At 70.4% G+C, this 21,233-nt stretch carries 22 protein-coding genes and 1 pseudogene; 16 read left to right on the top strand and 7 right to left on the bottom strand.

The genetic code is table 11. The annotated features are described in order from the left end of the window. Positions 1–30 precede the first annotated feature (30 nt). Positions 31–582, top strand: a complete 552-nt coding sequence (locus J7E96_RS07510; protein WP_215128742.1) for a GNAT family N-acetyltransferase — start codon at positions 31–33, stop codon at positions 580–582. A gap of 64 nt (positions 583–646) precedes the next feature. On the opposite strand, the gene J7E96_RS07505 is transcribed toward J7E96_RS07510, so the two are convergent. Next, on the bottom strand, positions 647–1,330 hold the full coding sequence (locus tag J7E96_RS07505) for a glycerophosphodiester phosphodiesterase family protein (protein WP_215128740.1): 684 nt from the start codon (positions 1,328–1,330) through the stop codon (positions 647–649). Positions 1,331–1,368: 38 nt separating this feature from the next. After that, on the bottom strand, positions 1,369–1,494 hold the full coding sequence (locus J7E96_RS38105) for a hypothetical protein (RefSeq protein WP_285439423.1): 126 nt from the start codon (positions 1,492–1,494) through the stop codon (positions 1,369–1,371). A gap of 453 nt (positions 1,495–1,947) precedes the next feature. Between J7E96_RS38105 and J7E96_RS07500 the strand changes: the two genes are divergently transcribed. From J7E96_RS07500 to J7E96_RS07485, 4 genes are all read left to right on the top strand, one after another. After that, positions 1,948–3,345: a DUF6421 family protein gene (locus J7E96_RS07500; RefSeq protein WP_215128738.1), complete on the top strand. Its 1,398-nt coding sequence runs from the start codon at positions 1,948–1,950 to the stop codon at positions 3,343–3,345. Positions 3,346–3,371: 26 nt separating this feature from the next. Then, positions 3,372–4,139 carry an SDR family NAD(P)-dependent oxidoreductase gene (locus tag J7E96_RS07495; protein WP_215128736.1) on the top strand — a complete coding sequence of 256 codons (768 nt, stop codon included), beginning with the start codon at positions 3,372–3,374 and terminating at the stop codon, positions 4,137–4,139. Between the two features lie 5 nt (positions 4,140–4,144). Further along, a complete protein-coding gene (locus J7E96_RS07490; RefSeq protein ID WP_215129223.1) occupies positions 4,145–5,230 on the top strand; it encodes a low specificity L-threonine aldolase in 1,086 nt (361 codons plus the stop codon). 86 nt (positions 5,231–5,316) lie between these two features. Continuing rightward, positions 5,317–5,919 (top strand): transglutaminase domain-containing protein, encoded by a 603-nt coding sequence (locus J7E96_RS07485; protein ID WP_215128734.1) that lies wholly within the window; start codon positions 5,317–5,319, stop codon positions 5,917–5,919. Positions 5,920–5,938: 19 nt separating this feature from the next. Here the strand turns inward: J7E96_RS07485 and J7E96_RS07480 are convergent, their stop codons facing one another. Next, a complete protein-coding gene (locus J7E96_RS07480) occupies positions 5,939–6,661 on the bottom strand; it encodes a 1-acyl-sn-glycerol-3-phosphate acyltransferase (protein WP_215128732.1) in 723 nt (240 codons plus the stop codon). A 210-nt stretch (positions 6,662–6,871) separates the two neighbouring features. Here J7E96_RS07480 and J7E96_RS07475 point away from each other — a divergent pair, with 210 nt between their 5' ends. The 7 genes and pseudogenes from J7E96_RS07475 to J7E96_RS07445 all read left to right on the top strand — a co-directional run bounded on the left by J7E96_RS07475 (position 6,872) and on the right by J7E96_RS07445 (position 13,239). Beyond that, on the top strand, positions 6,872–7,216 hold the full coding sequence (locus J7E96_RS07475; protein ID WP_374196647.1) for a TlpA family protein disulfide reductase: 345 nt from the start codon (positions 6,872–6,874) through the stop codon (positions 7,214–7,216). 216 nt (positions 7,217–7,432) lie between these two features. Beyond that, complete coding sequence (locus J7E96_RS07470) at positions 7,433–7,960, top strand: flavin reductase family protein (RefSeq protein ID WP_215128728.1); 528 nt, start codon at positions 7,433–7,435, stop codon at positions 7,958–7,960. 211 nt (positions 7,961–8,171) lie between these two features. Then, a complete protein-coding gene (locus J7E96_RS07465) occupies positions 8,172–8,966 on the top strand; it encodes an electron transfer flavoprotein subunit beta/FixA family protein (protein ID WP_215128726.1) in 795 nt (264 codons plus the stop codon). 64 nt (positions 8,967–9,030) lie between these two features. Further along, complete coding sequence (locus J7E96_RS07460) at positions 9,031–10,005, top strand: electron transfer flavoprotein subunit alpha/FixB family protein (protein ID WP_215128724.1); 975 nt, start codon at positions 9,031–9,033, stop codon at positions 10,003–10,005. Between the two features lie 163 nt (positions 10,006–10,168). Further along, a complete protein-coding gene (locus J7E96_RS07455; protein WP_215128720.1) occupies positions 10,169–11,467 on the top strand; it encodes an aldolase/citrate lyase family protein in 1,299 nt (432 codons plus the stop codon). Between the two features lie 70 nt (positions 11,468–11,537). Then, positions 11,538–11,846, top strand: a pseudogene (locus J7E96_RS07450) (protein kinase); the annotation flags it as partial. Positions 11,847–11,958: 112 nt separating this feature from the next. After that, complete coding sequence (locus J7E96_RS07445; RefSeq protein ID WP_215128718.1) at positions 11,959–13,239, top strand: RNA-guided endonuclease TnpB family protein; 1,281 nt, start codon at positions 11,959–11,961, stop codon at positions 13,237–13,239. Positions 13,240–13,474: 235 nt separating this feature from the next. On the opposite strand, the gene J7E96_RS07440 is transcribed toward J7E96_RS07445, so the two are convergent. Beyond that, positions 13,475–14,464: a LacI family DNA-binding transcriptional regulator gene (locus J7E96_RS07440; protein ID WP_251069570.1), complete on the bottom strand. Its 990-nt coding sequence runs from the start codon at positions 14,462–14,464 to the stop codon at positions 13,475–13,477. A 192-nt stretch (positions 14,465–14,656) separates the two neighbouring features. Here J7E96_RS07440 and J7E96_RS07435 point away from each other — a divergent pair, with 192 nt between their 5' ends. Then, the gene (locus tag J7E96_RS07435) at positions 14,657–15,628 is read left to right on the top strand and encodes an ROK family protein (RefSeq protein ID WP_215128714.1); all 972 of its coding nucleotides are present in this window, start codon (positions 14,657–14,659) and stop codon (positions 15,626–15,628) included. A gap of 39 nt (positions 15,629–15,667) precedes the next feature. Beyond that, positions 15,668–16,177 (top strand): tetratricopeptide repeat protein, encoded by a 510-nt coding sequence (locus J7E96_RS07430; protein WP_215128712.1) that lies wholly within the window; start codon positions 15,668–15,670, stop codon positions 16,175–16,177. A gap of 16 nt (positions 16,178–16,193) precedes the next feature. Here the strand turns inward: J7E96_RS07430 and J7E96_RS07425 are convergent, their stop codons facing one another. After that, positions 16,194–16,382, bottom strand: a complete 189-nt coding sequence (locus tag J7E96_RS07425; protein WP_215128710.1) for a hypothetical protein — start codon at positions 16,380–16,382, stop codon at positions 16,194–16,196. 264 nt (positions 16,383–16,646) lie between these two features. Here J7E96_RS07425 and J7E96_RS07420 point away from each other — a divergent pair, with 264 nt between their 5' ends. Then, on the top strand, positions 16,647–17,684 hold the full coding sequence (locus J7E96_RS07420; protein WP_215128708.1) for an NUDIX domain-containing protein: 1,038 nt from the start codon (positions 16,647–16,649) through the stop codon (positions 17,682–17,684). Here J7E96_RS07420 and J7E96_RS07415 read toward each other — a convergent pair. Continuing rightward, entirely contained in the window at positions 17,643–18,407 is a 765-nt protein-coding gene (locus tag J7E96_RS07415; RefSeq protein ID WP_251069540.1) for an MBL fold metallo-hydrolase, read from the bottom strand. The genes J7E96_RS07420 and J7E96_RS07415 overlap by 42 nt on opposite strands. Positions 18,408–18,476: 69 nt before the next feature. Continuing rightward, entirely contained in the window at positions 18,477–19,841 is a 1,365-nt protein-coding gene (locus J7E96_RS07410; protein WP_215128706.1) for a dipeptidase, read from the bottom strand. A 162-nt stretch (positions 19,842–20,003) separates the two neighbouring features. Here J7E96_RS07410 and J7E96_RS07405 point away from each other — a divergent pair, with 162 nt between their 5' ends. Continuing rightward, positions 20,004–21,218 (top strand): geranylgeranyl reductase family protein, encoded by a 1,215-nt coding sequence (locus tag J7E96_RS07405; protein WP_215128704.1) that lies wholly within the window; start codon positions 20,004–20,006, stop codon positions 21,216–21,218. Positions 21,219–21,233: the final 15 nt, after the last annotated feature.

Raw genomic sequence — 21,233 nt, 5'->3', positions numbered from 1 at the left:
AGCCGCCGTACAGATCTGGAGAGCGCCCCCATGGAGACCACCCCGCGCCCGGCCGCCGCCGAGCTCATCTTCCGTGACGCGACCGAGGCCGACGTGGCGGCGCTCGTCGAGCTCATCGAGTCGGCGTACCGGGGGGACTCCAGCCGGTCCGGCTGGACCACCGAGGCGGACATCCTCGAAGGGCAGCGGACCGATCCCGAGGGCGTCCTCGATGTGATCAAGTCGCCGGACAGCCGACTGCTCACGGTGGAGCGCGACGGTGTGCTGGTCGCCTGCTGCCAGCTCGAACGCCGGGGGGAGGCGGCGTACTTCGGCATGTTCGCGGTACGTCCCGATGCGCAGGGCGGGGGCCTCGGGAAGGTGATCATCGCTGAGGCGGAGCGTATGGTGCGGGAGGTCTGGGGCGCGAGTGAGATGCACATGACGGTGATCTCCGTGCGGGACGATCTCATCGCGTGGTACGAGCGGCGTGGATACCGGCGTACCGGGCGGATGACCCCGTTCCCGTACGGCGACGAGCGCTTCGGGGTCCCGCAGCGGGATGACCTGGAGTTCGAGCTGCTGGTGAAGGCGCTGGGCTAGGGCGGGCGCCTGCGGCGGGCCTTTTCCCCACCCCGCCGCAGGCGATCGCCCACGCACCGCACGCCTACGCGGTGAAGCGCCCCGTGCGCCGGATCTCCGGGTAGTCCGTGGTCGCACCGTCCAGCTCCAGCGCCCGAACCAGCCGCAGATGGTCCTGGGTGTTCACCACCCACCCAATGACCCGCAGTCCCGCCGCGTGCGCGCGTTCCACCGTCTCCAGGGTCAGCCGGCGGATGTTCAGCGCCAGGGCCTGCGCCCCGACCGCCCCGGCGCGGTCCACCACGTCGTTGCCGTAACGGCTGGCGATCAGGACCGTCCGTACGCCGGGGACGAGCGACGCGATCTCGGCGATCGCCTCGTCGTGGAACGACGACACCTCCACGCGGCCCGTCAGATCACGCCGGTGCATCACCGAGGCCAGCGCCCGCGCCGCCGCCGCGTCCTTGATCTCCGCCTGGAGCGGCGACTTCACCGCGTCGAGGACCTCCTCGAAGACCGGGACGCGCTCGCCCTGCCCCGCGTCGAGCCCGCGCAGTTCCGCGAGGGTCAGGTCGGCGATCGCGCCCCGGCCGTCCGTCGTACGGTCCACGTCGGCGTCGTGCATGACCACGAGCGCGCCGTCCTTGCTCAGATGCAGGTCGAGCTCGATGGCGTCCATGCCGGCCTGCTCGGCACGGACGAAGGAACGGAGGGTGTTCTCCGGCTCGACACCCATGACCCCGCGGTGACCAATGGTGAGGAAACTCAAGGCAATCTCGCTTCCGTCGACGGCGGCTCCCGGGCAGCCTAACGGCCCGCTTCGCGGAGGGAACCCGTCTCGCGCGGGGAAGCGGAGTGCTCCGCTCGCGCTCCGGCGATCCCGAGGATCAGACCCGTGATCAGGGCGGCGACAAGGACTGCACGGGTACTCACGCGGTACGGCTCCCGGGGGATCGCAGAGAAAGGGAGAGAAGGGGATCGGGGCGGCTCCCGTCCGTCCTACCGCCGCGAGGCGGCTGTCCGCGACCTGCGTCACTCGTGCGTGGGCGCGCCCCGCGAGTGTTGACGCGGCGCCGTACTCGGCCTGTCCAGATGCCGCTCTGGCTCGCGTTCGGCATACGCCGCCCTCCTGTGGGCCGCGGACCATGCCGGAGTGCCGGTCACCGAACGGCACTGTCCCGGGATGTTCCATGGCTTCTTCGCCTTCCCGACGCCCGGGACGCGCTCACTGGAGTGGCAGAAGGCATCGCCCGTACGGCAGAAGACAGGAAGAATGGCGGCGATCATGGGGGCTCGGCAGGATAATTTACTGAGGGTGGGCTTGAATGGGAGACCAGAACACCTATACGGTGCCTTGACGCGAGTTTCTCCCGTGGAGGAAGTGACATGACGGAAATTCTTGTGCAGGACACAGTCGCCGATGGCATATCCGGTGCCCGGCGCGTGGTCGAGCACCCGGCCTGGCCCGAGCTCAAGAATGCCGTGGAGGCGGTCCGGCCCTGGCAGTCGGCGGACGGATCCATTGCTTTCGACGCCGAGGGCGCCCCGACCCGCGCCACCGTGGAGGCGACGGTCGACCGAATGATCAACGCGGTCGAGGAGCTCGCACCCCTGCTGCCGCACGACGCGGCGTACCTGGGCGCGCTCGTCGCCGACCTCCGCAAGTGGGTCGCCGACGGCTTCGTCGTGCCGGACTTCCTGGACTCGCTGCTCGCCTTCCAGCCCGCCCAGCAGCGCGCCGACGGCCTCCAGCACCTGGTCGTCTTCCCGATGTACACCCAGAACGGCAACCCGGACCGCAATTTCGAAGCGGTCGTGCTGCGCATGGTGTGGCCCGAGTGGCTCTCCGAGCTGGAGCGCACCCGCTACGACAACCCGCTCTTCCTCGGCATCACCTTCGAGGACTTCACCGCCGGGTACGACACCCACTCCGCGGTGCTCTTCCCCGAGACGATCGCCGTACGCGAAGCCCCCGAGCGCTTCAGCTGGGGCGGCATCTTCTGTGACCGCGAGGCTGCCCGCTTCCGCCGTGTCACCGAGGCCTCCGTCGACATCCTCGGCCTCGAGCTGCCGGACGACATCCGCGCCATGGTCTCCGACCAGAAGCGCTGCCAGGACGCGTTCGTCCTGTGGGACATGGTCCACGACCGCACCCACAGCCACGGCGACCTGCCGTTCGACCCCTTCATGATCAAGCAGCGCCAGCCGTTCTGGATGTACGGCCTGGAGGAGCTGCGCTGCGACCTCACCGCCTTCAAGGAGGCCGTGAAGCTGGAGTCCGAGGGCAACGCGCACGGCCGTGACGTCCAGTACGCCGTGCTCTTCGACCGGATGTTCCGCTTCCCGGTCAGCGGCGACCGCGTCCGCAACTACGACGGTCTCGGCGGCCAGCTGCTCTTCGCGTACCTGCACAAGCACGACGTGGTGCGCTGGACCGACAACACGCTGAAGATCGACTGGGAGCGTGCCCCCCAGGTCACCAACCAGCTGTGCGCCGAGATCGAGGACCTCTACCGGGCCGGCATCGACCGCCCGAAGCTGGTCCACTGGTTCGCCGCGTACGACCTGGTGTCGACGTATCTCGCTCCGCACCCCGGATCGCGCTGGGCCAAGGGCCCCGACGCCCTCGACCTGTCGCTGCCGCCGCGCAAACTCGTGGACGACGTGCTTCCGGACGAGTTTCCGCTGAGCATGTTCTATGAGGCCCTTGCCAAGAAGCTGAAGAACGTGATCGCCTCCACCAAGGGGATCACCGCGGCGAGCGCCGAGCGGGTGTCCGCGTGAGCCCTCGCGCACAAGAGGAGACGACCATGACAAGCAGCACCGGCAACGGCAACGGCGGACCGCTGGAAGGCGCCGTGGTCGCGGTGGCCGGAGCGGGCGGCCCCGCGGGCCGTGCGACCCTGCTCAGGCTCGCCGAGGCGGGCGCGATCGTGGTCGGCTCCGACGCGAACGCCGAGCGCCTCGCCGAGGCCGTCGACGCCGCCAGGTACGCCCATGGGGGTGCCACCGTCGTCGGCGACACCGTGGATCTCCTCGACCTCGCCGCGACCCGCGAGTGGGCCGACAAGACCGAGAAGGAATTCGGCCGGGTCGACGGCATGGTCCACCTGGTCGGCGGCTGGCGCGGCAGCGCGACCTTCGCCGAGACCGACCTCGCGGACTGGGATCTGCTGGAGAAGCTGCTGATCCGTACGGTCCAGCACACCTCCCTCGCCTTCCAGGCACCGCTGCTGCGCGGCGACCGCGGCCGCTACCTGCTGATCAGCGCGGCGGGCGCCTCGCAGCCGACCGCCGGCAATGCCGCGTACGCCGCCTCCAAGGCCGCCGCCGAGGCGTGGACCCTGGCTCTCGCGGACGCGTTCCGCAAGGCGGGGGGCGAGGAGGGCCCGCGTACGGCGGCTGCCATCCTGGTCGTCAAGGCACTGGTGCACGACGCGATGCGCGCCGAGCGCCCGAACGCGAAGTTCGCGGGCTTCACGGACGTCAAGGAACTGGCCGATGCCATCGCCGGAGTCTGGGACAAGCCCGCCAGGGAAGTGAATGGACAGCGTCTGTGGCTGACTCCCAAGCCGTGAATGCCGTGAATCCCGACCCGGCGAACGCGGGCAAGACCGACGCACGCCGGCACCACGACCCGCGGGTCCGCGGTTTCGCGAGCGACAACTACGCGGGCGCCCACCCCGAGGTGCTCGCCGCCCTCGCCCTCGCCAACGGCGGCCACCAGGTCGCCTACGGCGAGGACGACTACACCGATCACCTCCAGCGGGTCATGCACAGCCACTTCGGCCCGTTCGCCGAGGCGTTCCCCGTCTTCAACGGGACCGGCGCCAACGTGGTCGCCCTCCAGGCGCTCACCGACCGCTGGGGCGCGGTCATCGCCGCCGAGTCGGCGCACATAAACGTCGACGAGTGCGGCGCCCCGGAGCGCGTCGGCGGCCTGAAGCTGCTGACCGTACCGACGCCGGACGGCAAGCTCACACCCGAGCTCATCGACCGGCAGGCGTACGGCTGGGAAGACGAGCACCGGGCCATGCCGCAGGTCGTGTCGATCACCCAGAACACCGAGCTGGGCACGGTCTACACGCCGGACGAGATCCGGGCGATCTGCGACCACGCGCACCAGCACGGCATGAAGGTGCACCTCGACGGGGCCCGGATATCCAACGCCGCGGCCTCGCTCGACGTACCGCTGCGGACCTTCACGAACACCGTGGGCGTCGACATCCTGACCTTCGGCGGGACGAAGAACGGCATGCTCTTCGGCGAGGCCGTGGTCGTACTCAACCCGGACGCCGTGCGCGCCATGAAGCACCTGCGCAAGATGTCGATGCAGCTCCCTTCCAAGATGCGTTTCGTCTCGGTGCAGCTGGAGGCGATGCTGGCGCGCGACCTGTGGCTGCGCAACGCCCGCCACGCCAACGCCATGGCCAAGCGGCTCGCCGACGGCGTCCGCCAGGTGGACGGCGTCGAGATCCTCTACGCGGTGCAGGCCAACGCCGTCTTCGCGCGCCTGCCGCACGACGTGAGCGAGCGTCTGCAGAAGCGCTATCGCTTCTACTTCTGGAACGAAGCGGTCGGTGACGTGCGCTGGATGTGCTCCTTCGACACCACCGAGGACGACGTGGACGGCTTCGTGCAGGCACTCAAGGAAGAGATGGCCCGGTAGCTCGACGAGCCACCCGCGACACATGAGTATGCGACCGACCGGAAAGTCATTGGCTTCCGGTCGGTCGCATCTTTACGCTCTGCGCCATGGAACTGATTCAGGAAAGCCCTGATCTGTCGGCCTATTTGGCTGCCGACGACGTCATCGACCATGAGCATCCGCTGGTCCGGGAGACCGCGGGCCGCCTGCGGGCCGAAGCGGCTGATGCATATACATACGCCAAAGCGGCCTACGAATTCGTACGCGACACCATCCCGCACTCCCACGACGTGGACGACGACATGCGCGTCACCTGGCGCGCCTCCGACGTGATCGCGCAGCGCACCGGAATCTGTCATGCCAAGGCCCACGCCCTTGCCGCGCTGCTGCGGGCACAGGCCATCCCGACGGCCCTGTGCTACCAGCGCCTCGCGGACGACGACGGCTCGAACCCCGTGATCCACGGACTCGTCGCGGTCAAGCTGCCCGGCAGCGACGACTGGGCGCGCCAGGATCCGCGCGGCAACAAGCCCGGCGTGGACGCGCGGTTCTCCCTGGAGCGGGAGCGGCTGGCCTTCGCCGTACGCCCGGAGGCCGGTGAGGTCGACTATCCGATGTTGTACGCCTCACCGCATCCGGCGGTCATACGCGTTCTGCGAGCCGCACCGGACCGCCCGTACCTCTGGCGGACACTCCCGGCCGCACTCTGAAAGCACGGCCGGCGGACGCCTAGCCGGCCTCGCGCACCTGTGCCGGGGTCGGCGCCGTACCGCCGAGGTGCGCCGGGATCCACCAGGTGTCCTCGGCGTTCTTCGGGCGTACGGGATACGCGCGCTGAGCGGCTTCGAGCAGCTCCTGTACGCGGCCGCGCAGCCGGCGCGTGATCGCACCCGCGTACTCGTCCGTGGGCGCGTCCATCGGCTCGCCGACTCGTATCGTCACGGGGATGTGATTGCGGCCGAAGTTGCGCGGCCTGCCCTTGGTCCAGACGCGCTGGGTGCCCCACAGCGCCATCGGGATCAGCGGAACGCCGGCTTCCTGCGCCATTCGCGCCGCACCCGACTTGAAGCTCTTGAGCGTGAACGACTCGGAGATCGTCGCCTCGGGGAAGACCCCGATGATCTCGCCGGAGCGCAGCGAGTCGAGGGCGTGCGCGTACGCCGTCTCACCGCGCTCGCGGTCCACGGGGATGTGCTTCATGCCGCGCATCAGCGGTCCGGAGATCTTGTGGCGGAAGACCGAGTCCTTCGCCATGAACCGCACGAGGCGCTTCTGCGGCAGTGCGCCGAGTCCCGAGAAGATGAAGTCCAGGTAGCTGATGTGGTTGCTCACCAGCACGGCGCCACCGGTGCGGGGGATGTTCTCAGAACCCTGCGTGTCGATCTTCAGGTCCAGCGCCTTGAACAGGGTGAGTGCGGCACCGATAACCGGTCGATAGACGAGTTCTGCCATGTCAGGGGTGACCCTTCTGTGCCCGGGGAAGGCTCTCCCGGCGGAGGTTACGCAGCCGTAGGTTTAGCGGCATTGGGCAGATCGTGCCCCATGAGCGGCCGAGTAGCCAGCCCTGAGGACCTTCATGCGCGAGATTCTCGTCACGTACGGAAACATGCGGAATCGTCTCTGTGTGGTGAACGCTGAAACTGAGGCCGGGAAGCGGCAGAGATCAACGGGAGGCCGAAGGTGTCAGGGCACGACGGCGGTACGCGGCTGAGCGCGGCCGAACTGGGCGCTGAGCCGGGGCGGCGGGCGACGCTCGTGCAGTTCTCCAGCGCCTTCTGCCAGCCCTGCCGGGCGACCCGCAGGACCCTCGCCGAGGTGGCGGACATGGTCGAAGGCGTCACCCATGTGGAGATCGACGCGGAGGCACGACTCGATCTCGTACGCGCACTCGGCATCCTCGCCACGCCCACCGTGCTCGTGCTCGACGGGGACGGCCGGATCGTGCGCCGGGCCTCCGGTCAGCCGCGCCGGGCGGATGTCATCGCCGCCCTCGGCCACGCCGTATGACAGCGCGTACGGGCACCGTGACGCACGTCCCATCTCCCGGACCCGGCTTGACTGCACGGGCCACGAATCGCCAGTCTGACCGCGTGCCGTCAGAAATCCTTCTCTACGGGCGGGCCCATGTCGACCTGGCCCGCAACGCGAGCGCGCGCTGTCCCGGTGCCTGAGCACCCACGGGCACGTACGCATCCGCCGCAGAAGGACACCAAGGACACCTCCATGACGGCTTCACCCGACCTCTCCGCTCCGCTCCGGATTCCGGCGCAGCCCCTCGAAGGCTCACCCGAGCTGCTGCGCTCCGTCTTCCGGCAGCACGCCGCCGGCGTCGCGGTGATCACCGCCCGGGGCTCGCGCCCCGTCGGTTTCACCGCCACCTCCCTCAACTCGGTGGCCGCCGACCCGCCGATGATCTCGTTCGGCGTGGGCACCGGCTCGTCCAGCTGGCCGGTGCTGGCGGAGGCCGAGCACATCGGCGTCCACATACTCGCCGAGGACCAGCAGGAGCTGGCGGCCACGTTCGCCCGCAGTGGCGCCGACCGTTTCGCGGCGCCCACCCGGTGGCGTACGGGACCGGAGGGAGTGCCCGTGCTCGACGGCGTACTGGCGTGGCTGGTGTGCCGTGTGGTGGCGCGCGTGCCCGCGGGGGATCATCGGATCGTGCTCGGCCAGGTCGTCGCGGGAGACCCCGCGGGCCACGGCCGGCCGCTGCTCTATCACCAGGGACGCTTCAACGCGCTGAGGGACTGAGAGTTCCCCGGCCTGGCCGGATACGCCGATTACACAGGGTTGGCAAGGTCACAGTTCAAAGCGCTTGCTTACTGGGAATGCACTGGATGTACTGACGAGTAATATTCCAGTCGGAGTGGGGGTCCGCCCCGACCGGGATCCGCCCTTTCAGGCGCCTATGCTGCCTGCAACGAGGCAGTCAAGAAATAGACGATGCAGTAGGAGAGCCGGCGTGAGCTTGAGGATCGTTGTCTGTGTGAAGTACGTGCCCGACGCCACCGGCGACCGGCACTTCGCCGATGACCTGACCGTCGACCGCGACGACGTCGACGGCCTGCTGTCGGAGCTCGACGAGTACGCCGTCGAGCAGGCGCTGCAGATCGCCGACGAGGCAGACCCCGAAGACGCAGCGGAGATCACCGTGCTGACCGTCGGCCCCGAGGACGCCAAGGACGCCCTGCGCAAGGCGCTGTCCATGGGCGCCGACAAGGCCGTCCACGTCGAGGACGACGACCTGCACGGCAGTGACGTCATGGCCACCTCGCTGGTGCTCGCCAAGGCCATCGAGAAGACCGGTTACGACCTGGTCATCTGCGGTATGGCGTCGACCGACGGCGCCATGGGTGTCCTTCCGGCGATCCTGGCCGAGCGCCTGGGCGTCCCGCAGGTCACGCTGCTCTCCGAGGTCTCCGTCGAGGACGGTCTCGTCAAGGGCCGTCGCGACGGCGACAGCGCGAGCGAGCAGCTGGAGGCTTCGCTGCCGGCCGTCGTGTCCGTGACGGACCAGTCGGGCGAGGCCCGCTACCCGTCCTTCAAGGGCATCATGGCCGCCAAGAAGAAGCCGGTGGAGTCCCTGGAGCTGGACGACCTGGAGATCGACGCCGACGAGGTCGGCCTCGAGGGTTCCTGGACCAAGGTCGACTCCGCCACCGAGCGCCCGGCGCGTACCGCGGGCACGATCGTCAAGGACGAGGGCGAGGGCGGCAAGCAGCTGGCCGAGTTCCTCGCGGGCCAGAAGTTCATCTAAGGCCCGCGCGCCTCTACCGCCCCCAGATTCTTCGCACTCGCCACTCGCAGGAGATTGAAGTCCCATGGCTGAAGTTCTCGTCTACGTCGACCACGTGGACGGCGCCGTCCGCAAGCCCACCCTTGAGCTGCTGACCCTCGCCCGCCGCATCGGCGAGCCCGTCGCCGTCGCCCTCGGCAACGGCGCCGAGGCCACGGCCGAGACGCTCGCCCAGCACGGCGCCGTCAAGGTCCTCACCGCCGACGCCCCCGAGTTCTCCGACTACCTCGTCGTACCGAAGGTGGACGCGCTCCAGGCCGCGTACGAGGCAGTGTCCGCCGGGGGCTCCCCGGTCGCCGTACTCGTCCCGTCCTCCGCCGAGGCCAAGGAGATCGCGGCCCGCCTCGCGGTCCGTATCGGCTCCGGCATCATCACGGACGCCGTCGACCTGGAGGCCGGCGACGAGGGCCCGGTGGCCACGCAGGCCGTGTTCGCCGCCTCGTACACCACCAAGTCCCGTGTCTCCAAGGGCACCCCGGTCATCACCGTCAAGCCGAAATCGGCGCCGGTCGAGGCCGCCCCGGCCGCCGGCACCGTCGAGGCGCTCGCCGTCTCCTTCGGTGAGACCGCGACCGGCACCAAGGTCGTCTCGCGCACCCCGCGCGAGTCCACCGGCCGCCCCGAGCTGACCGAGGCCGCGATCGTGGTCTCCGGCGGCCGCGGCGTCAACGGCGCCGAGAACTTCCACGTCATCGAGGAGCTCGCCGACTCGCTCGGCGCCGCTGTCGGCGCCTCGCGCGCCGCCGTGGACGCCGGCTGGTACCCGCACTCCAACCAGGTCGGCCAGACCGGCAAGTCGGTCTCCCCGCAGCTGTACATCGCGTCCGGCATCTCCGGCGCGATCCAGCACCGGGCCGGCATGCAGACCTCGAAGACGATCGTCGCCATCAACAAGGACGCCGAGGCCCCGATCTTCGACCTCGTCGACTACGGCGTCGTCGGCGACCTCTTCTCGGTCGTCCCGCAGCTGACCGAAGAGGTCAAGGCCCGCAAGGGCTGACCTGCGCGGCAGCGACAAGCCGTAAAGCTCCGGGGTCGTGTGGTGAGGGTTCACCGCGCGGCCCCGGCTGCTTTCCGGAGACCATTGACGCAGGTCACGACCGGCCGCTAACTTCGCTATGCGGATTCTTGATTCCGTGAAGCGGAAAACTGGAGGGTTGGTAATGGGTCAGCAGGAGAAGGTGGCGACGAGCCTCGCGGGCGCGGTCAGCGAGGGCATCAGCGCCTCCCTCGTACCGGTCGACGAGGAGCTCGCCCGCCGTTACCCGGGAGACCCAGGCACCCGCCAGCCCGTACACACGGTCTACGTACCCGGTGACGTCTTCGCCGCCGACACCGTGCGCTCGTGGGGCGACCAGGCGATCGAGGCGCTCGACGAGCACGCTCCGGACGCCGCGTCCTTCGCCGCCGTCCTCGGTCTCTCCGACGACCTCGCCGGGCCGGTGTACGACCGCGTACGGGCCAAGCTGGAGCGCGAGCCCATCGAGGACCTGCGCGTCGACTTCGAGGACGGCTACGGCGGCCGCACCGACGCCGACGAGGACGCGCACGCCGCCCGCGCCGCCCGGCTGATCAGCGAGGCGTACGCGAACGGCACGGCGGCCCCGTACATGGGCATCCGCATGAAGTGCATGGAGGCGGCGGTACGCGACCGCGGCATCCGCACCCTCGACATCTTCCTCACCGGCCTGATGGAGGCCGGCGGCCTGCCCGACGGGCTCGTCCTCACGCTCCCCAAGGTCACGTACCCCGAGCAGGTCACCGCGATGGTGCGCCTCCTCGAGGAGTTCGAGAAGGCGCGCGGCCTCGACGCCGGCCGGATCGGCTTCGAGATCCAGATCGAGACCAGCCAGTCCATCCTCGCCGCCGACGGCACCGCCGCCGTGGCCCGGATGATCGGCGCCGCCGAGGGCCGCGCCACCGGACTGCACTACGGCACGTTCGACTACAGCGCCTGCCTCGGCGTCAGCGCCGCCTACCAGGCCAGCGACCACCCGGCCGCCGACCACGCCAAGGCGATCATGCAGGTCGCGGCGGCGGGCACCGGCGTGCGCGTCTCGGACGGCTCCACCAACGTCCTGCCCGTCGGCGCCACCGAGCACGTCCACGAGGCCTGGCGGCTCCACTACGGCCTCACCCGCCGCGCCCTGGCCCGTGCCTACTACCAGGGCTGGGACATGCACCCGGCCCACATCCCGACCCGTTACGCCGCCGTGTTCGCCTTCTACCGCGAGGGCTACGAGCAGGCCGCCGCGCGCCTCGCCGCGTACGTCAACCACGCGGGCGGCGACGTGATGGACGAGCCCGCCACCGCCAAGGCGCTCAGCGGCTACCTGCTGCGCGGCATCGACTGCGGCGCCCTCGACACCGCCGAGGTCGCCCGGCTCACCGGCCTGACCCGCGCGGACCTCGACGGCTTCGCGTCGCCCCGCCGAGGAGACCTCACGGCGACGGCCCAGTAGGGTCCGGCGCTGTCACCACTGCCCCGTACTCTGTACCCGATCTCAGTCGGAACACAGGAACGGGGCAGCGGTGGCTACGGGGGAGAACGAGCGGTTGGCCGGCCGCTACCGGGTGGTCGAACAGCTCGGCAGGGGCGGCATGGGCGTCGTCTGGCGCGCCGTCGACGAGGTGCTCGGCCGCGAGGTCGCGGTCAAGGAACTGCGTACGTACAACGACTCGTCGGGGCCCGAACTGGACGGCCTGCGGATCCGGATGCAGCGCGAGGCGCGGGCCGCCGCGCGCGTACGCCATCCCGGAGTCATCGCCGTCCACGACGTCAGCGAGCACGAAGGCCGCCCGGTCATCGTCATGGAACTCGTGGATGGGCCCTCCCTGGACGCTTGACCAGTTCAGGTGGACGTGAAGGTTGCAGACGACGTGGTGACCGTTGCGTAGATCCGGGTGGAGGTACCAGCGTGGCGATATAACCACCTGTAGTATGGTGGTCACCATGAGTGAACAAGGGTTGGTGCAGCGGCAGTTCGGGCATCGCGCCCGACTGGCACTTTCCCCGGTCCTGTCACTCAAGGCCGATGACCAGGCGCATGCTGCCCGCACGATGTGGAATCTTCTCCACGCGTGGTGGGAGATGATGCCGAAGGAGAAGCGGACGCTCGGACACGCGGACGCCGCGATCCGCCAGGCCCGTAAGGACATTGACTTCCTCGCTGTACTGCCCGCCCAGGCGGCACAGACAGTACTCAAGACGTACTTCCAGGCGTGGAAGAACTGCTGGGACGGCCGGGCCGACGCCCCGAACTTCAAAGCCCGTTTCCGCACGGTAATGTCGGTGGACATCCCGCAGGGCCGGGACCTGAACATCACCCGTGTGCACCGCCGGTGGGGCATGGTCAACATTCCCAAGATGGGGCGAGTCCGGTTCCGCTGGACCAAAGACCTTCCCGTAGGCAAGCAGGCCAACACCGACAACCGGATCACCGGGGCACGGCTGGTCAAAGATGCGCTCGGCTGGCACATCGCCTTCCGTGTCCAGACCCTTGAAGCCAAACCCGAGCCCCATACCGGACCTGAGGTCGGCATCGACGTGGGCGTCACCGTGCCCATCGCCCTGTCCGACGGTCAGACGTACGACCACGGCGAGTGGCTGACCGAGCGGGAACAGGCCAAGCTCCTGCACCTGGAGCGGCGTGCCGCCCAGCGCAAACTGCATCGCAAGCCGGGCGAGCGCACCTCGCGCCGGTTGAAGAACACCTATGACCAGATCGCAGGGCTGCGCGCGAAAGCCAAGCGCCGGGCACTGGACTGGCAGCACCAGACCACCACCGCCATCGCCAAGAAGTACGGCACGGTCGTGGTGGAAGCACTCCGCATCACGAACATGGTCAAGTCCGCTAGAGGAACGGTGGACCAGCCAGGGAAGAACGTCGCCCAGAAAGCCGGGCTGAACCGCTCCATCAGCGGCGAAGCATGGGGCCGTACGGTCACCATGCTGACGTACAAGACCGCCCACCGGGGCGGAACCCTCGTCAAGGTCCCCGCCCCCCACACCTCTCAGCGCTGCTCCGCGTGCGGTTTCATCACGCCCGGCAGCCGGGAGGACCAGGCTACGTTCGTGTGCAAGAACCCGGACTGCGGCTGGTCGGGCAACGCCGACCACAACGCGGGCCGGAACGTGTTGCATCTGTACCGGATCGGCCTTGTGGCGATCCCGGCTGCCGGGAGGAGCAGTCGTCAGGCGCGGAAACGCGTCAAGCCCGCCACCGCGAGGTAGGTGGGAATCTCCCGGATCCATCCGGGAGAGCACTTCAAATCAAGGGCGGCAACAACGGGGGAACGGGGACGGGGTCAACGGGGACGGAGGGAAACGGGGCGACGGGGTGCGGGCAGCCGGTACGTAGGCTGCCTGTCTGCTGACGCGATGGCGCTCGGCGCGCGGTGGACCGACCTGTGGCGGCCGCCGGTCGGTCGCCTGCCCACAGCCGCAGACACCGGCGGCCGCACAGCCCTCAGGCGGTCCACGGCGGGATCTCGCCCGACCCCCGCGCGATGAGGCGTGTCGGCAGTTCCACTCGGGCGGGAGCGTCGTTCGCGCCGTCGAGGCGGCGGAAGAGGCGGTCGGCCGCGGTGCGGCCCAGCATGGTGGCGTCCTGCGCGACGACGGTGAGGCCCGGCTGGAGCAGGTCGGCGAGTTCGATGTCGTCGAACCCGACCAGGGCGACGGGACGCTCCCGCTCGGCGAGGACCCGTACCGCCGTCACCGTCACGCGGTTGTTGCCCGCGAAGATCGCGGTGACGGGCTCGGGGGCGTCCAGCATCGCGGTGACGGCGTCCCGTACCCGCTCGGGAGCCGTGCTGCCCAGCGACACCCACGCGTCGTCGGCCGGCAGCCCGGCCTCCTCCATCGCGGCGTAATAGCCACGCAGGCGCTCGTTCGCGGTGTGGATGCGCGGCTGGTCGCCGATGAAGCCGATACGGCGATGGCCGTGCCCGATCAGATGGGCCACGCCCTCGCGCGCGCCGCCGAAGCTGTCGGAGAGCACCACATCCGCGTCGATCTTCCCGGCGGGGCGGTCCACGAAGACAGTGGCGACGCCCGCCGCGATCTCGGGCTCCAGGTAGCGGTGGTCGTCCCCGGCCGGGATCACGATCAGACCGTCGACGCGCCGGGCGCAGAGCGCGAGCACCAATTCCTGTTCGCGGGCGGGGTCTTCGGCGCTCGACCCGTTGATGAGCAGGGCGCCGTGGGCGCGGGCCACTTCCTCGACAGCGCGGTTCAGCGGCCCGTAGAACGGGTCCGCGAGGTCTTCCAGGACGAGACCGATGCTGGCGGTACGGCCCTTGCGCAGCACCCGCGCGCTGTCGTTGCGGCGAAATCCAAGCGCCTCGATCGCTTCCTGGACGCGCTGTTCGGTGTCGGGCGTGACGCCCGGTTCGCCGTTCACGACGCGCGAGACCGTCTTGAGGCCGACTCCGGCGCGGGCGGCGACGTCCTTCATGGTCGGCCGGTTGCCGTAGCGGAGCTCGGGGCGGCTTTCGGTCTCGGCCACAGTGCGATGTCCTGTCGTAGTCGGGTGAGCTCGGCGTTCGAACGGTGTGGCGTCGAGCATAGGGCCTGGACAACGTTGTCAACTGAATGGAGACTGGCTCTGACCTGCCACACCCCTGCTCCGCCTGGAGATCCAACCCGCATGCACCCCGACACCGACCTCGTCGCCGCTCTCGACATCGGCGGCACCAAGATCGCCGGCGCGCTCGTGGACGGCGACGGCCGGATTCTCGTGCGCGCGCAACGCCCGACGCCCGCGCGTGAGGACGCCGAGAGCGTGATGGGCGCCGTCGGCGGGGTGTTCGCGCAGCTGACCGCATCCCCCTTGTGGGAGCGCGCCACGGCCGTCGGCATCGGCAGCGCGGGCCCGGTGGACGCCTCCGCCGGCACGGTCAGCCCGGTCAACGTCCCTGGCTGGCGCGACTTTCCGCTGGTCGAGCGGGTAAGCCGGGCAGCGGCCGGCCGGCCGGTCACCCTCGTCGGCGACGGCGTGGCCATGACGGCGGCCGAGCACTGGCAGGGCGCGGCCCGCGGGTACGACAACGCGCTGTGCCTGGTCGTCTCCACGGGCGTCGGCGGCGGCCTGGTCCTGGGCGGGCGGCTGCACCCCGGCCCGACAGGCAACGCGGGCCACGTCGGCCACATCAGCGTCGACCTGGACGGCGACCCGTGCCCGTGCGGTTCCCGCGGCTGCGTCGAGCGGATCGCCAGCGGCCCCAACATCGCACGCAGGGCGCTCGACAGGGGCTGGCGGCCGGGACCCGACGGTGACGCCACCGCCGCCGCCGTGGCGGCCGCCGCCCGCGCCGGAGACCCGGTCGCCGTCGCGTCGTACCGGCGGGCCGCCCAGGCCCTGGCCGCGGGCATCGCCGCCACCGCGACGCTCGTCGAGATCGAAATCGCGGTCATCGGCGGGGGAGTGGCGGGCGCGGGCGACGTGCTCTTCGCACCGCTGCGCCGCGCACTCGGCGAGTACGCCACGCTCTCCTTCGTACGGCGCCTCAAGGTCGCCCCGGCCCTGACCGGAACCGACGCGGGACTGGTGGGCGCGGCAGCCGCGGCCTCGCTCGGGCTCGGCGGGAAGCCGGGCGAGGCGGCGACGTACGTCGGATAACACTTTGCCCGGTGCCTCCCACCGTGCGAGCGTGGGCGCGTGAATGGTGATCAAGAGCGGGAGACGGCACTGGCGGAGGCGGTACGGCTGCGCGCGGACGGCCGGGCCGCCGAGGCCCGCGTCCAGTTGCTGGCGCTGTGCGAGCGGTACCCGCGGGACGCCGAGATCGCCTACCAGACCGCGTGGGCGCACGACGTGCTCGGCCTGGAGAGCGAGGCCGTGCCCTTCTACGAACGCGCCCTGAGCGTCCCCGGACTGCCCGCAGAGGACCGCCACGGCGCCTTCCTCGGCCTGGGCAGCACCTACCGCGTGCTGGGCCGCTACGAACCGGCTCTGCGGACCCTGCGCCGCGGCCTGGCGGAGTTCCCGCACGACCCGGCCCTGGAGTCCTTCCTGGCCATGGCCCTGTACAACACCGGCCAAGGCCGCGAAGCCGTACGGACGCTGCTGAGGGCCCTGGCGGCCACCAGCAACGACCCGAGGGTGCGCGGCTACCGTCGTGCGATCGAGCAGTACGCCGACGACCTCGACGCCACGCAGCAGCCGTAACCGGCCGGCCCCGCGGTCAGCCCCGCCCCTGCGAGCCCGCTTCCGTCGCCCGCTGGACCACGACGACCAGGAACGCGTCCGCCTCCAGGTCCATCACGACCTCCGCCGGGCACCCCTCCGCGCGCCGTGCCAGGGCGAATTCCTCAGCCGGCCAGCTGCCCCGTGGGCCTCCGGCCGGGAACCGTTCCAACACCATGCGACTCATGCCGCACCCCGCTCCCATGTCTGCTGAACTGTTGTCCGGCTGGCCCAACGAGACTCCGCGCACGTGTGTCACGGTTCGCGCATCCCACCAGGGCATCCACGCATACGGTTCGACGCCACCTGTGCCCCGCACCGTTGCCCCTGGCATGCAACAGCATCGGCACGGTTGTGTGCCCAAACGGTCGCGGGCACCATGCGGTGACCCCCGGTTTCCGTGGCACTGTGTCGCGGGCAAGCCACTGGGGGCTACGGAAGAGGGGGAACCGTGATCGTCTGGATCAACGGTGCGTTCAGTGCGGGCAAGACCAGCGCCGCGCGCGAACTGATCGATCTGATCCCGAACAGCACCTTCTACGACCCCGAACGGATCGGCGGGGAACTGCGGAACCTGCTGCCGCAGAAGCGGCTCGCGGAGGTCACCGACTACCAGGACCTCCCCATCTGGCGCCGTCTGGTCGTGGACACAGCGGCCGCGCTGCTCGCGGAAGTGGGCGGCATGCTGGTGGTGCCCATGACGCTGCTGCGCCAGGAGTACCGCGACGAGATATTCGGCGGGCTCGCCGCGCGCCGTATCGCGGTGTGCCATGTGCTGCTGTCGGCCGACGAAACGATCCTGCGCGGGCGGATCGCCGCCCGCGAGGAACTGGTGGACGACCCCGAAGGCAGTGAGCGCGTACGGCAATGGGCGTACGAGCACATCGAGCCCTATCGCGCCGCTCTGTCGTGGCTCGCCGCTGACGCCCACGTCATCGACACCAGTGCGCTCACCCCGGCCCAGACCGCCGTACAGATCGCCGACGCGGTACGGACCGGCGCTGCCGGCAGCTGCGAGATCGTGCAGACACCCGAGCCGACGGCCGAGACCGTCGCCGCCGGGGTACTGCTCTTCGACGAGGCGGACAGGGTGCTGCTCGTAGATCCCACCTACAAGCCGGGCTGGGAGTTCCCAGGTGGAGTCGTGGAGTCCGGGGAGGCGCCCGCTCGCGCCGGGATGCGCGAGGTCAGGGAGGAGATAGGGATAGAACTCGTCGACGTACCAAGACTGCTGGTCGTCGACTGGGAGCCGCCGCGGCCACCCGCCTTCGGCGGTCTGCGCCTGATCTTCGACGGCGGCACGCTCGACAGCGCGGCGGCCGGACGGCTGGTGCTGCCCGGCTCCGAACTGCGCGGCTGGCGCTTCGTCACCGAGGAGGAGGCGGCCGGGCTGCTGCCGCCCAACCGCTACGAGCGGCTGCGCTGGGCGCTGCGGGCCCGCGAGAGGTCAGCCGTGCTCAATCTGGAGGCCGGAGTCCCGGTCGGCTGATGCCTGGTGGGCCGATGGCTGGTCGGCCGATGCCCGGTCGGCCGATGCCCGCAGAATCTCCGCCGCGTCGTCCGTCAGCGGGTCGCCGTGGCCGAAGCAGGCGGTGGCGGGGGCGAGCGCCGCCAGCCGGCGGAACGACTCCAGGGCGCGCTCGCGGTCGGTGTTGAACACGCCGAGCATGACCTGACCGACGCCGGCGACGCAGTCGCCCGTGAACAGCACACCATGGTGCGGGAGATGGACGGCGATGCTGCCGTCCGTATGGCCGGGGGAGTGGACGGCCCGCGCGCCGTCGCCGAAGCCCAGCAGGTCGCCGTCCTCGGCCTCCCGGTCCACCCGGGTGGGCGGGGCCGGCGGCACGGTCAGCCCGTGGGCGTACAGCGGACGCTCCCAGTCCAGCAGCACCGGCTCGGGCACCGGCTGCTCGCCGCGGATCACCGGGGCGTCGAGCCGGTGCGCCACGATCTCGGCGCCGTGCCGGTCGGCGAGTTCCTGGGCTGCGCCGACGTGGTCGCGGTGGCAGTGGGTGAGGACGATCCGGCGGATGTTCTCCGGGCGCAGGCCCCGGCTCCGTATCGCCTCTTCGATACCGGCCGCCGCGTCCTTGTTGCCCGCGTCGATCAGCGTCAGCTCCTCGCCGTCGCGCCAGAGATACGCCTGGCCGATGGGGAAGCGGAACATGTGCAGGCGGCCGGGGATTACGTCGAGCACGTCGAGATCCATGCGGCGAACGTACGGCGGACCGGCCGCCCGCCGCACGGATCTACGCTGTCGGCGATCTCAGCTGAGCGCTTAACCCTGCTTCGAACGGGCGTAGTTGACGAGGAACAGCGCTTCTGCGACGGACAGCCGCTCCAGCTCTGCGGGTGACACGCTCTCGTTCACCGCGTGGATCTGCGCCTCGGGCTCGCTCAGCCCGATGAGCAGGATCTCGGCCTTCGGATAGAGCGAGGCGAGCGTGTTGCACAGCGGGATCGAACCGCCCATGCCGGACGTCTGCATCTCCTCGCCCGGGTACGCCACGCGCATCGCCTCCGCCATCGAGGTGTACGCAGGGCTGCTCACGTCCGCCTTGAACGGCTGGCCCTGGCCCACCTGTTCCACCGAAACCCGCGCGCCCCACGGCGTGTGCGCTTCGAGGTGCGCCGTCAGCAGCTTCGTCGCCTCGGCGGCGTCCTGACCCGGCGGCACCCGCAGGCTGATCTGCGCCCGCGCGCTCGCCTGGAGGGACGGCGTCGCGCCGACCACCGGCGGGCAGTCGATGCCGATGACGGTGACGGCGGGGCGGGCCCAGATGCGGTCGGCGACCGTACCGTGGCCCATCAGGCCGACACCGTCGAGGACGCGCGCGTCCTTGCGGAACTCCTCCTCGGGGTACTCCAGACCGTCCCACGAGGAGTCCGCGGTCAGCCCGTCCACGGTCGTCGAACCGTCTTCGGCGCGCAGCGAGGCCAGTACCTGGATGAGCGCGGCGAGCGCGTCGGGCGCGGCCCCGCCGAACTGGCCGGAGTGCAGGTTGCCTTCGAGGGTGTCGATGCTCACGCGCAGCATGGTCATGCCGCGCAGCGCTGTGGTGACCGTCGGCAGGCCGACGCGGAAGTTGCCGGTGTCGCCGATGACGATCGTGTCGGCGGCGAGGAGGTCGGGGTGTGCCTCGGCGTACGCCTCCAGGCCACCCGTGCCCTGCTCCTCCGAGCCCTCCGCGATCATCTTCACCGAGACGGGGACGCCGCCGTTCGCCTTCAGGGCGCGCAGCGCGAGCAGGTGCATGATGAAGCCGCCCTTGCAGTCGGCGGCGCCGCGCCCGTACCAGCGGCCGTTGCGTTCGGTCAGCTCGAACGGCGGGGAGACCCAGGCCGACTCGTCCAGCGGGGGCTGAACGTCGTAGTGCGCGTACAGCAGAACGGTCGGAGCGCCCGCCGGGCCCGGCAGGAAGCCGTACACCGACTGGGTGCCGTCGGGGGTGTCGAGCAGCGCGACGTCCTGGAAGCCCTCCGTGCGCAGCGTGTCGGCGCACCAGACCGCTGCTGCCTCGCACTCGCTCTTCGGGAACTGAGCGGGATCCGCCACCGACTCGAAAGCCACCAGCTCGGCGAGCTCCGTCTTCGCGCGGGGCATCAGCGAGGCGATGGTCTCGGCGATCGGATTCGCGGTCATGGGCACGCTCCTCGTGAGTGCGACGTTGTTGTGCGTGTATGTGTTCGTACGGGGTGGCCGACAAGCGCCGCCCGATCCTCCCACAGAGAGATCGGCGGCTCCCGCGCCGTAGGATGCGTCAGCAGTACGGATCACCGGGCCGATCAGGAGCAGAAGCACATCGTGAGCAGCGAGAACGCAGACGCCGGACGTGAGCACGAAGAGCCGGTGTGGGACGTGGTCGTGGTCGGTGCGGGTCCGGCCGGGTCGTCGGCGGCGTACGCCGCCGCGGTCGCGGGACGGCGCGTACTCCTCCTGGAGAAGGCGGAGCTGCCCCGTTACAAGACGTGTGGCGGCGGCATCATCGGGCCTTCGCGCGACGCGCTGCCGCCCGGTTTCGAACTGCCGTTCAGGGATCGTGTGCACGCCGTGACGTTCTCGCTGGGCGGGAAGCTGACGCGGACGCGCCGTTCGAAGCAGATGCTCTTCGGGCTCATCAACCGGCCGGAGTTCGACGCCGCGCTGGTCCAGGAGGCCGAAAAGGCGGGCGCCGTGGTCCGTACCGGAGCGACGGTGGCGCGGGTCGAGCAGCACGGCGCGGCTGTGCCGGACCGGCGCACGGTCGCTGTTGTCCTGGCGGGTGGCGAGACGGTGCTGGCGCGTGCGGTGGTCGGCGCGGACGGCAGCGCGAGCCGGATCGGGGCGCATGTCGGGGTGAAGCTCGACCAGGTGGACCTCGGGCTTGAGGCCGAGATTCCGGTGCCCGCCACGGTCGCCGAGGACTGGGCGGGGCGGGTGCTCATCGACTGGGGGCCGATCCCCGGCAGTTACGGCTGGGTGTTCCCCAAGGGCGAGACGCTTACGGTCGGGGTGATCTCGGCGCGCGGCGACGGCGCGGCCACCAAGCGGTACCTGGAGGACTTCATCGCGCGGCTGGGCCTGGCCGGTTTCGAACCGGACGTTTCCTCGGGGCATCTGACGCGGTGCCGCAGTGACGACTCGCCGCTGTCGCGCGGCCGGGTGCTGGTGTGCGGGGACGCGGCGGGACTGCTGGAGCCGTGGACCCGCGAGGGCATCTCCTTCGCGCTGCGCTCCGGGCGGCTCGCGGGGGAGTGGGCGGTGCGGATCGCGGAGGCGCAGGACGCGGTCGACGCCCGCCGCCAGGCGCTGAACTACGCCTTCGCGATCAAGGCGGGGCTCGGCGTGGAGATGGGTGTCGGGCGGCGGATGCTCGCGCTGTTCGAGCGGCGGCCGGGGCTGCTGCATGCGGCCATAACCGGATTCCGGCCGGCCTGGACGATGTTCGCCGGGATCACGCGCGGCTCGACGACGCTGGCGGAGATGGTGCGTACGCGCCCGCTCGTCCAGCGGGCGCTGAGCGCGCTGGACCGGCCGTAGCCTCTCTCATGCTCA

This window comes from Streptomyces sp. ISL-96, assembly GCF_018614035.1.
Classification (GTDB): Bacteria; Actinomycetota; Actinomycetes; order Streptomycetales; family Streptomycetaceae; genus Streptomyces.
This window is presented reverse-complemented; position numbering and strand designations above follow the sequence as displayed.

Coding starts and splice junctions, on each gene's coding strand:
- J7E96_RS07510 (WP_215128742.1), top strand. CDS start 31: ATGGAGACCACCCCGCGCCCGGCCGCCGCCGAGCTCATCTTCCGTGAC.
- J7E96_RS07500 (WP_215128738.1), top strand. CDS start 1,948: ATGACGGAAATTCTTGTGCAGGACACAGTCGCCGATGGCATATCCGGT.
- J7E96_RS07495 (WP_215128736.1), top strand. CDS start 3,372: ATGACAAGCAGCACCGGCAACGGCAACGGCGGACCGCTGGAAGGCGCC.
- J7E96_RS07485 (WP_215128734.1), top strand. CDS start 5,317: ATGGAACTGATTCAGGAAAGCCCTGATCTGTCGGCCTATTTGGCTGCC.
- J7E96_RS07480 (WP_215128732.1), bottom strand. CDS start 6,661: ATGGCAGAACTCGTCTATCGACCGGTTATCGGTGCCGCACTCACCCTG.
- J7E96_RS07470 (WP_215128728.1), top strand. CDS start 7,433: ATGACGGCTTCACCCGACCTCTCCGCTCCGCTCCGGATTCCGGCGCAG.
- J7E96_RS07460 (WP_215128724.1), top strand. CDS start 9,031: ATGGCTGAAGTTCTCGTCTACGTCGACCACGTGGACGGCGCCGTCCGC.
- J7E96_RS07455 (WP_215128720.1), top strand. CDS start 10,169: ATGGGTCAGCAGGAGAAGGTGGCGACGAGCCTCGCGGGCGCGGTCAGC.
- J7E96_RS07445 (WP_215128718.1), top strand. CDS start 11,959: ATGAGTGAACAAGGGTTGGTGCAGCGGCAGTTCGGGCATCGCGCCCGA.
- J7E96_RS07440 (WP_251069570.1), bottom strand. CDS start 14,464: ATGAAGGACGTCGCCGCCCGCGCCGGAGTCGGCCTCAAGACGGTCTCG.
- J7E96_RS07435 (WP_215128714.1), top strand. CDS start 14,657: ATGCACCCCGACACCGACCTCGTCGCCGCTCTCGACATCGGCGGCACC.
- J7E96_RS07425 (WP_215128710.1), bottom strand. CDS start 16,382: ATGAGTCGCATGGTGTTGGAACGGTTCCCGGCCGGAGGCCCACGGGGC.
- J7E96_RS07415 (WP_251069540.1), bottom strand. CDS start 18,407: ATGGATCTCGACGTGCTCGACGTAATCCCCGGCCGCCTGCACATGTTC.
- J7E96_RS07410 (WP_215128706.1), bottom strand. CDS start 19,841: ATGACCGCGAATCCGATCGCCGAGACCATCGCCTCGCTGATGCCCCGC.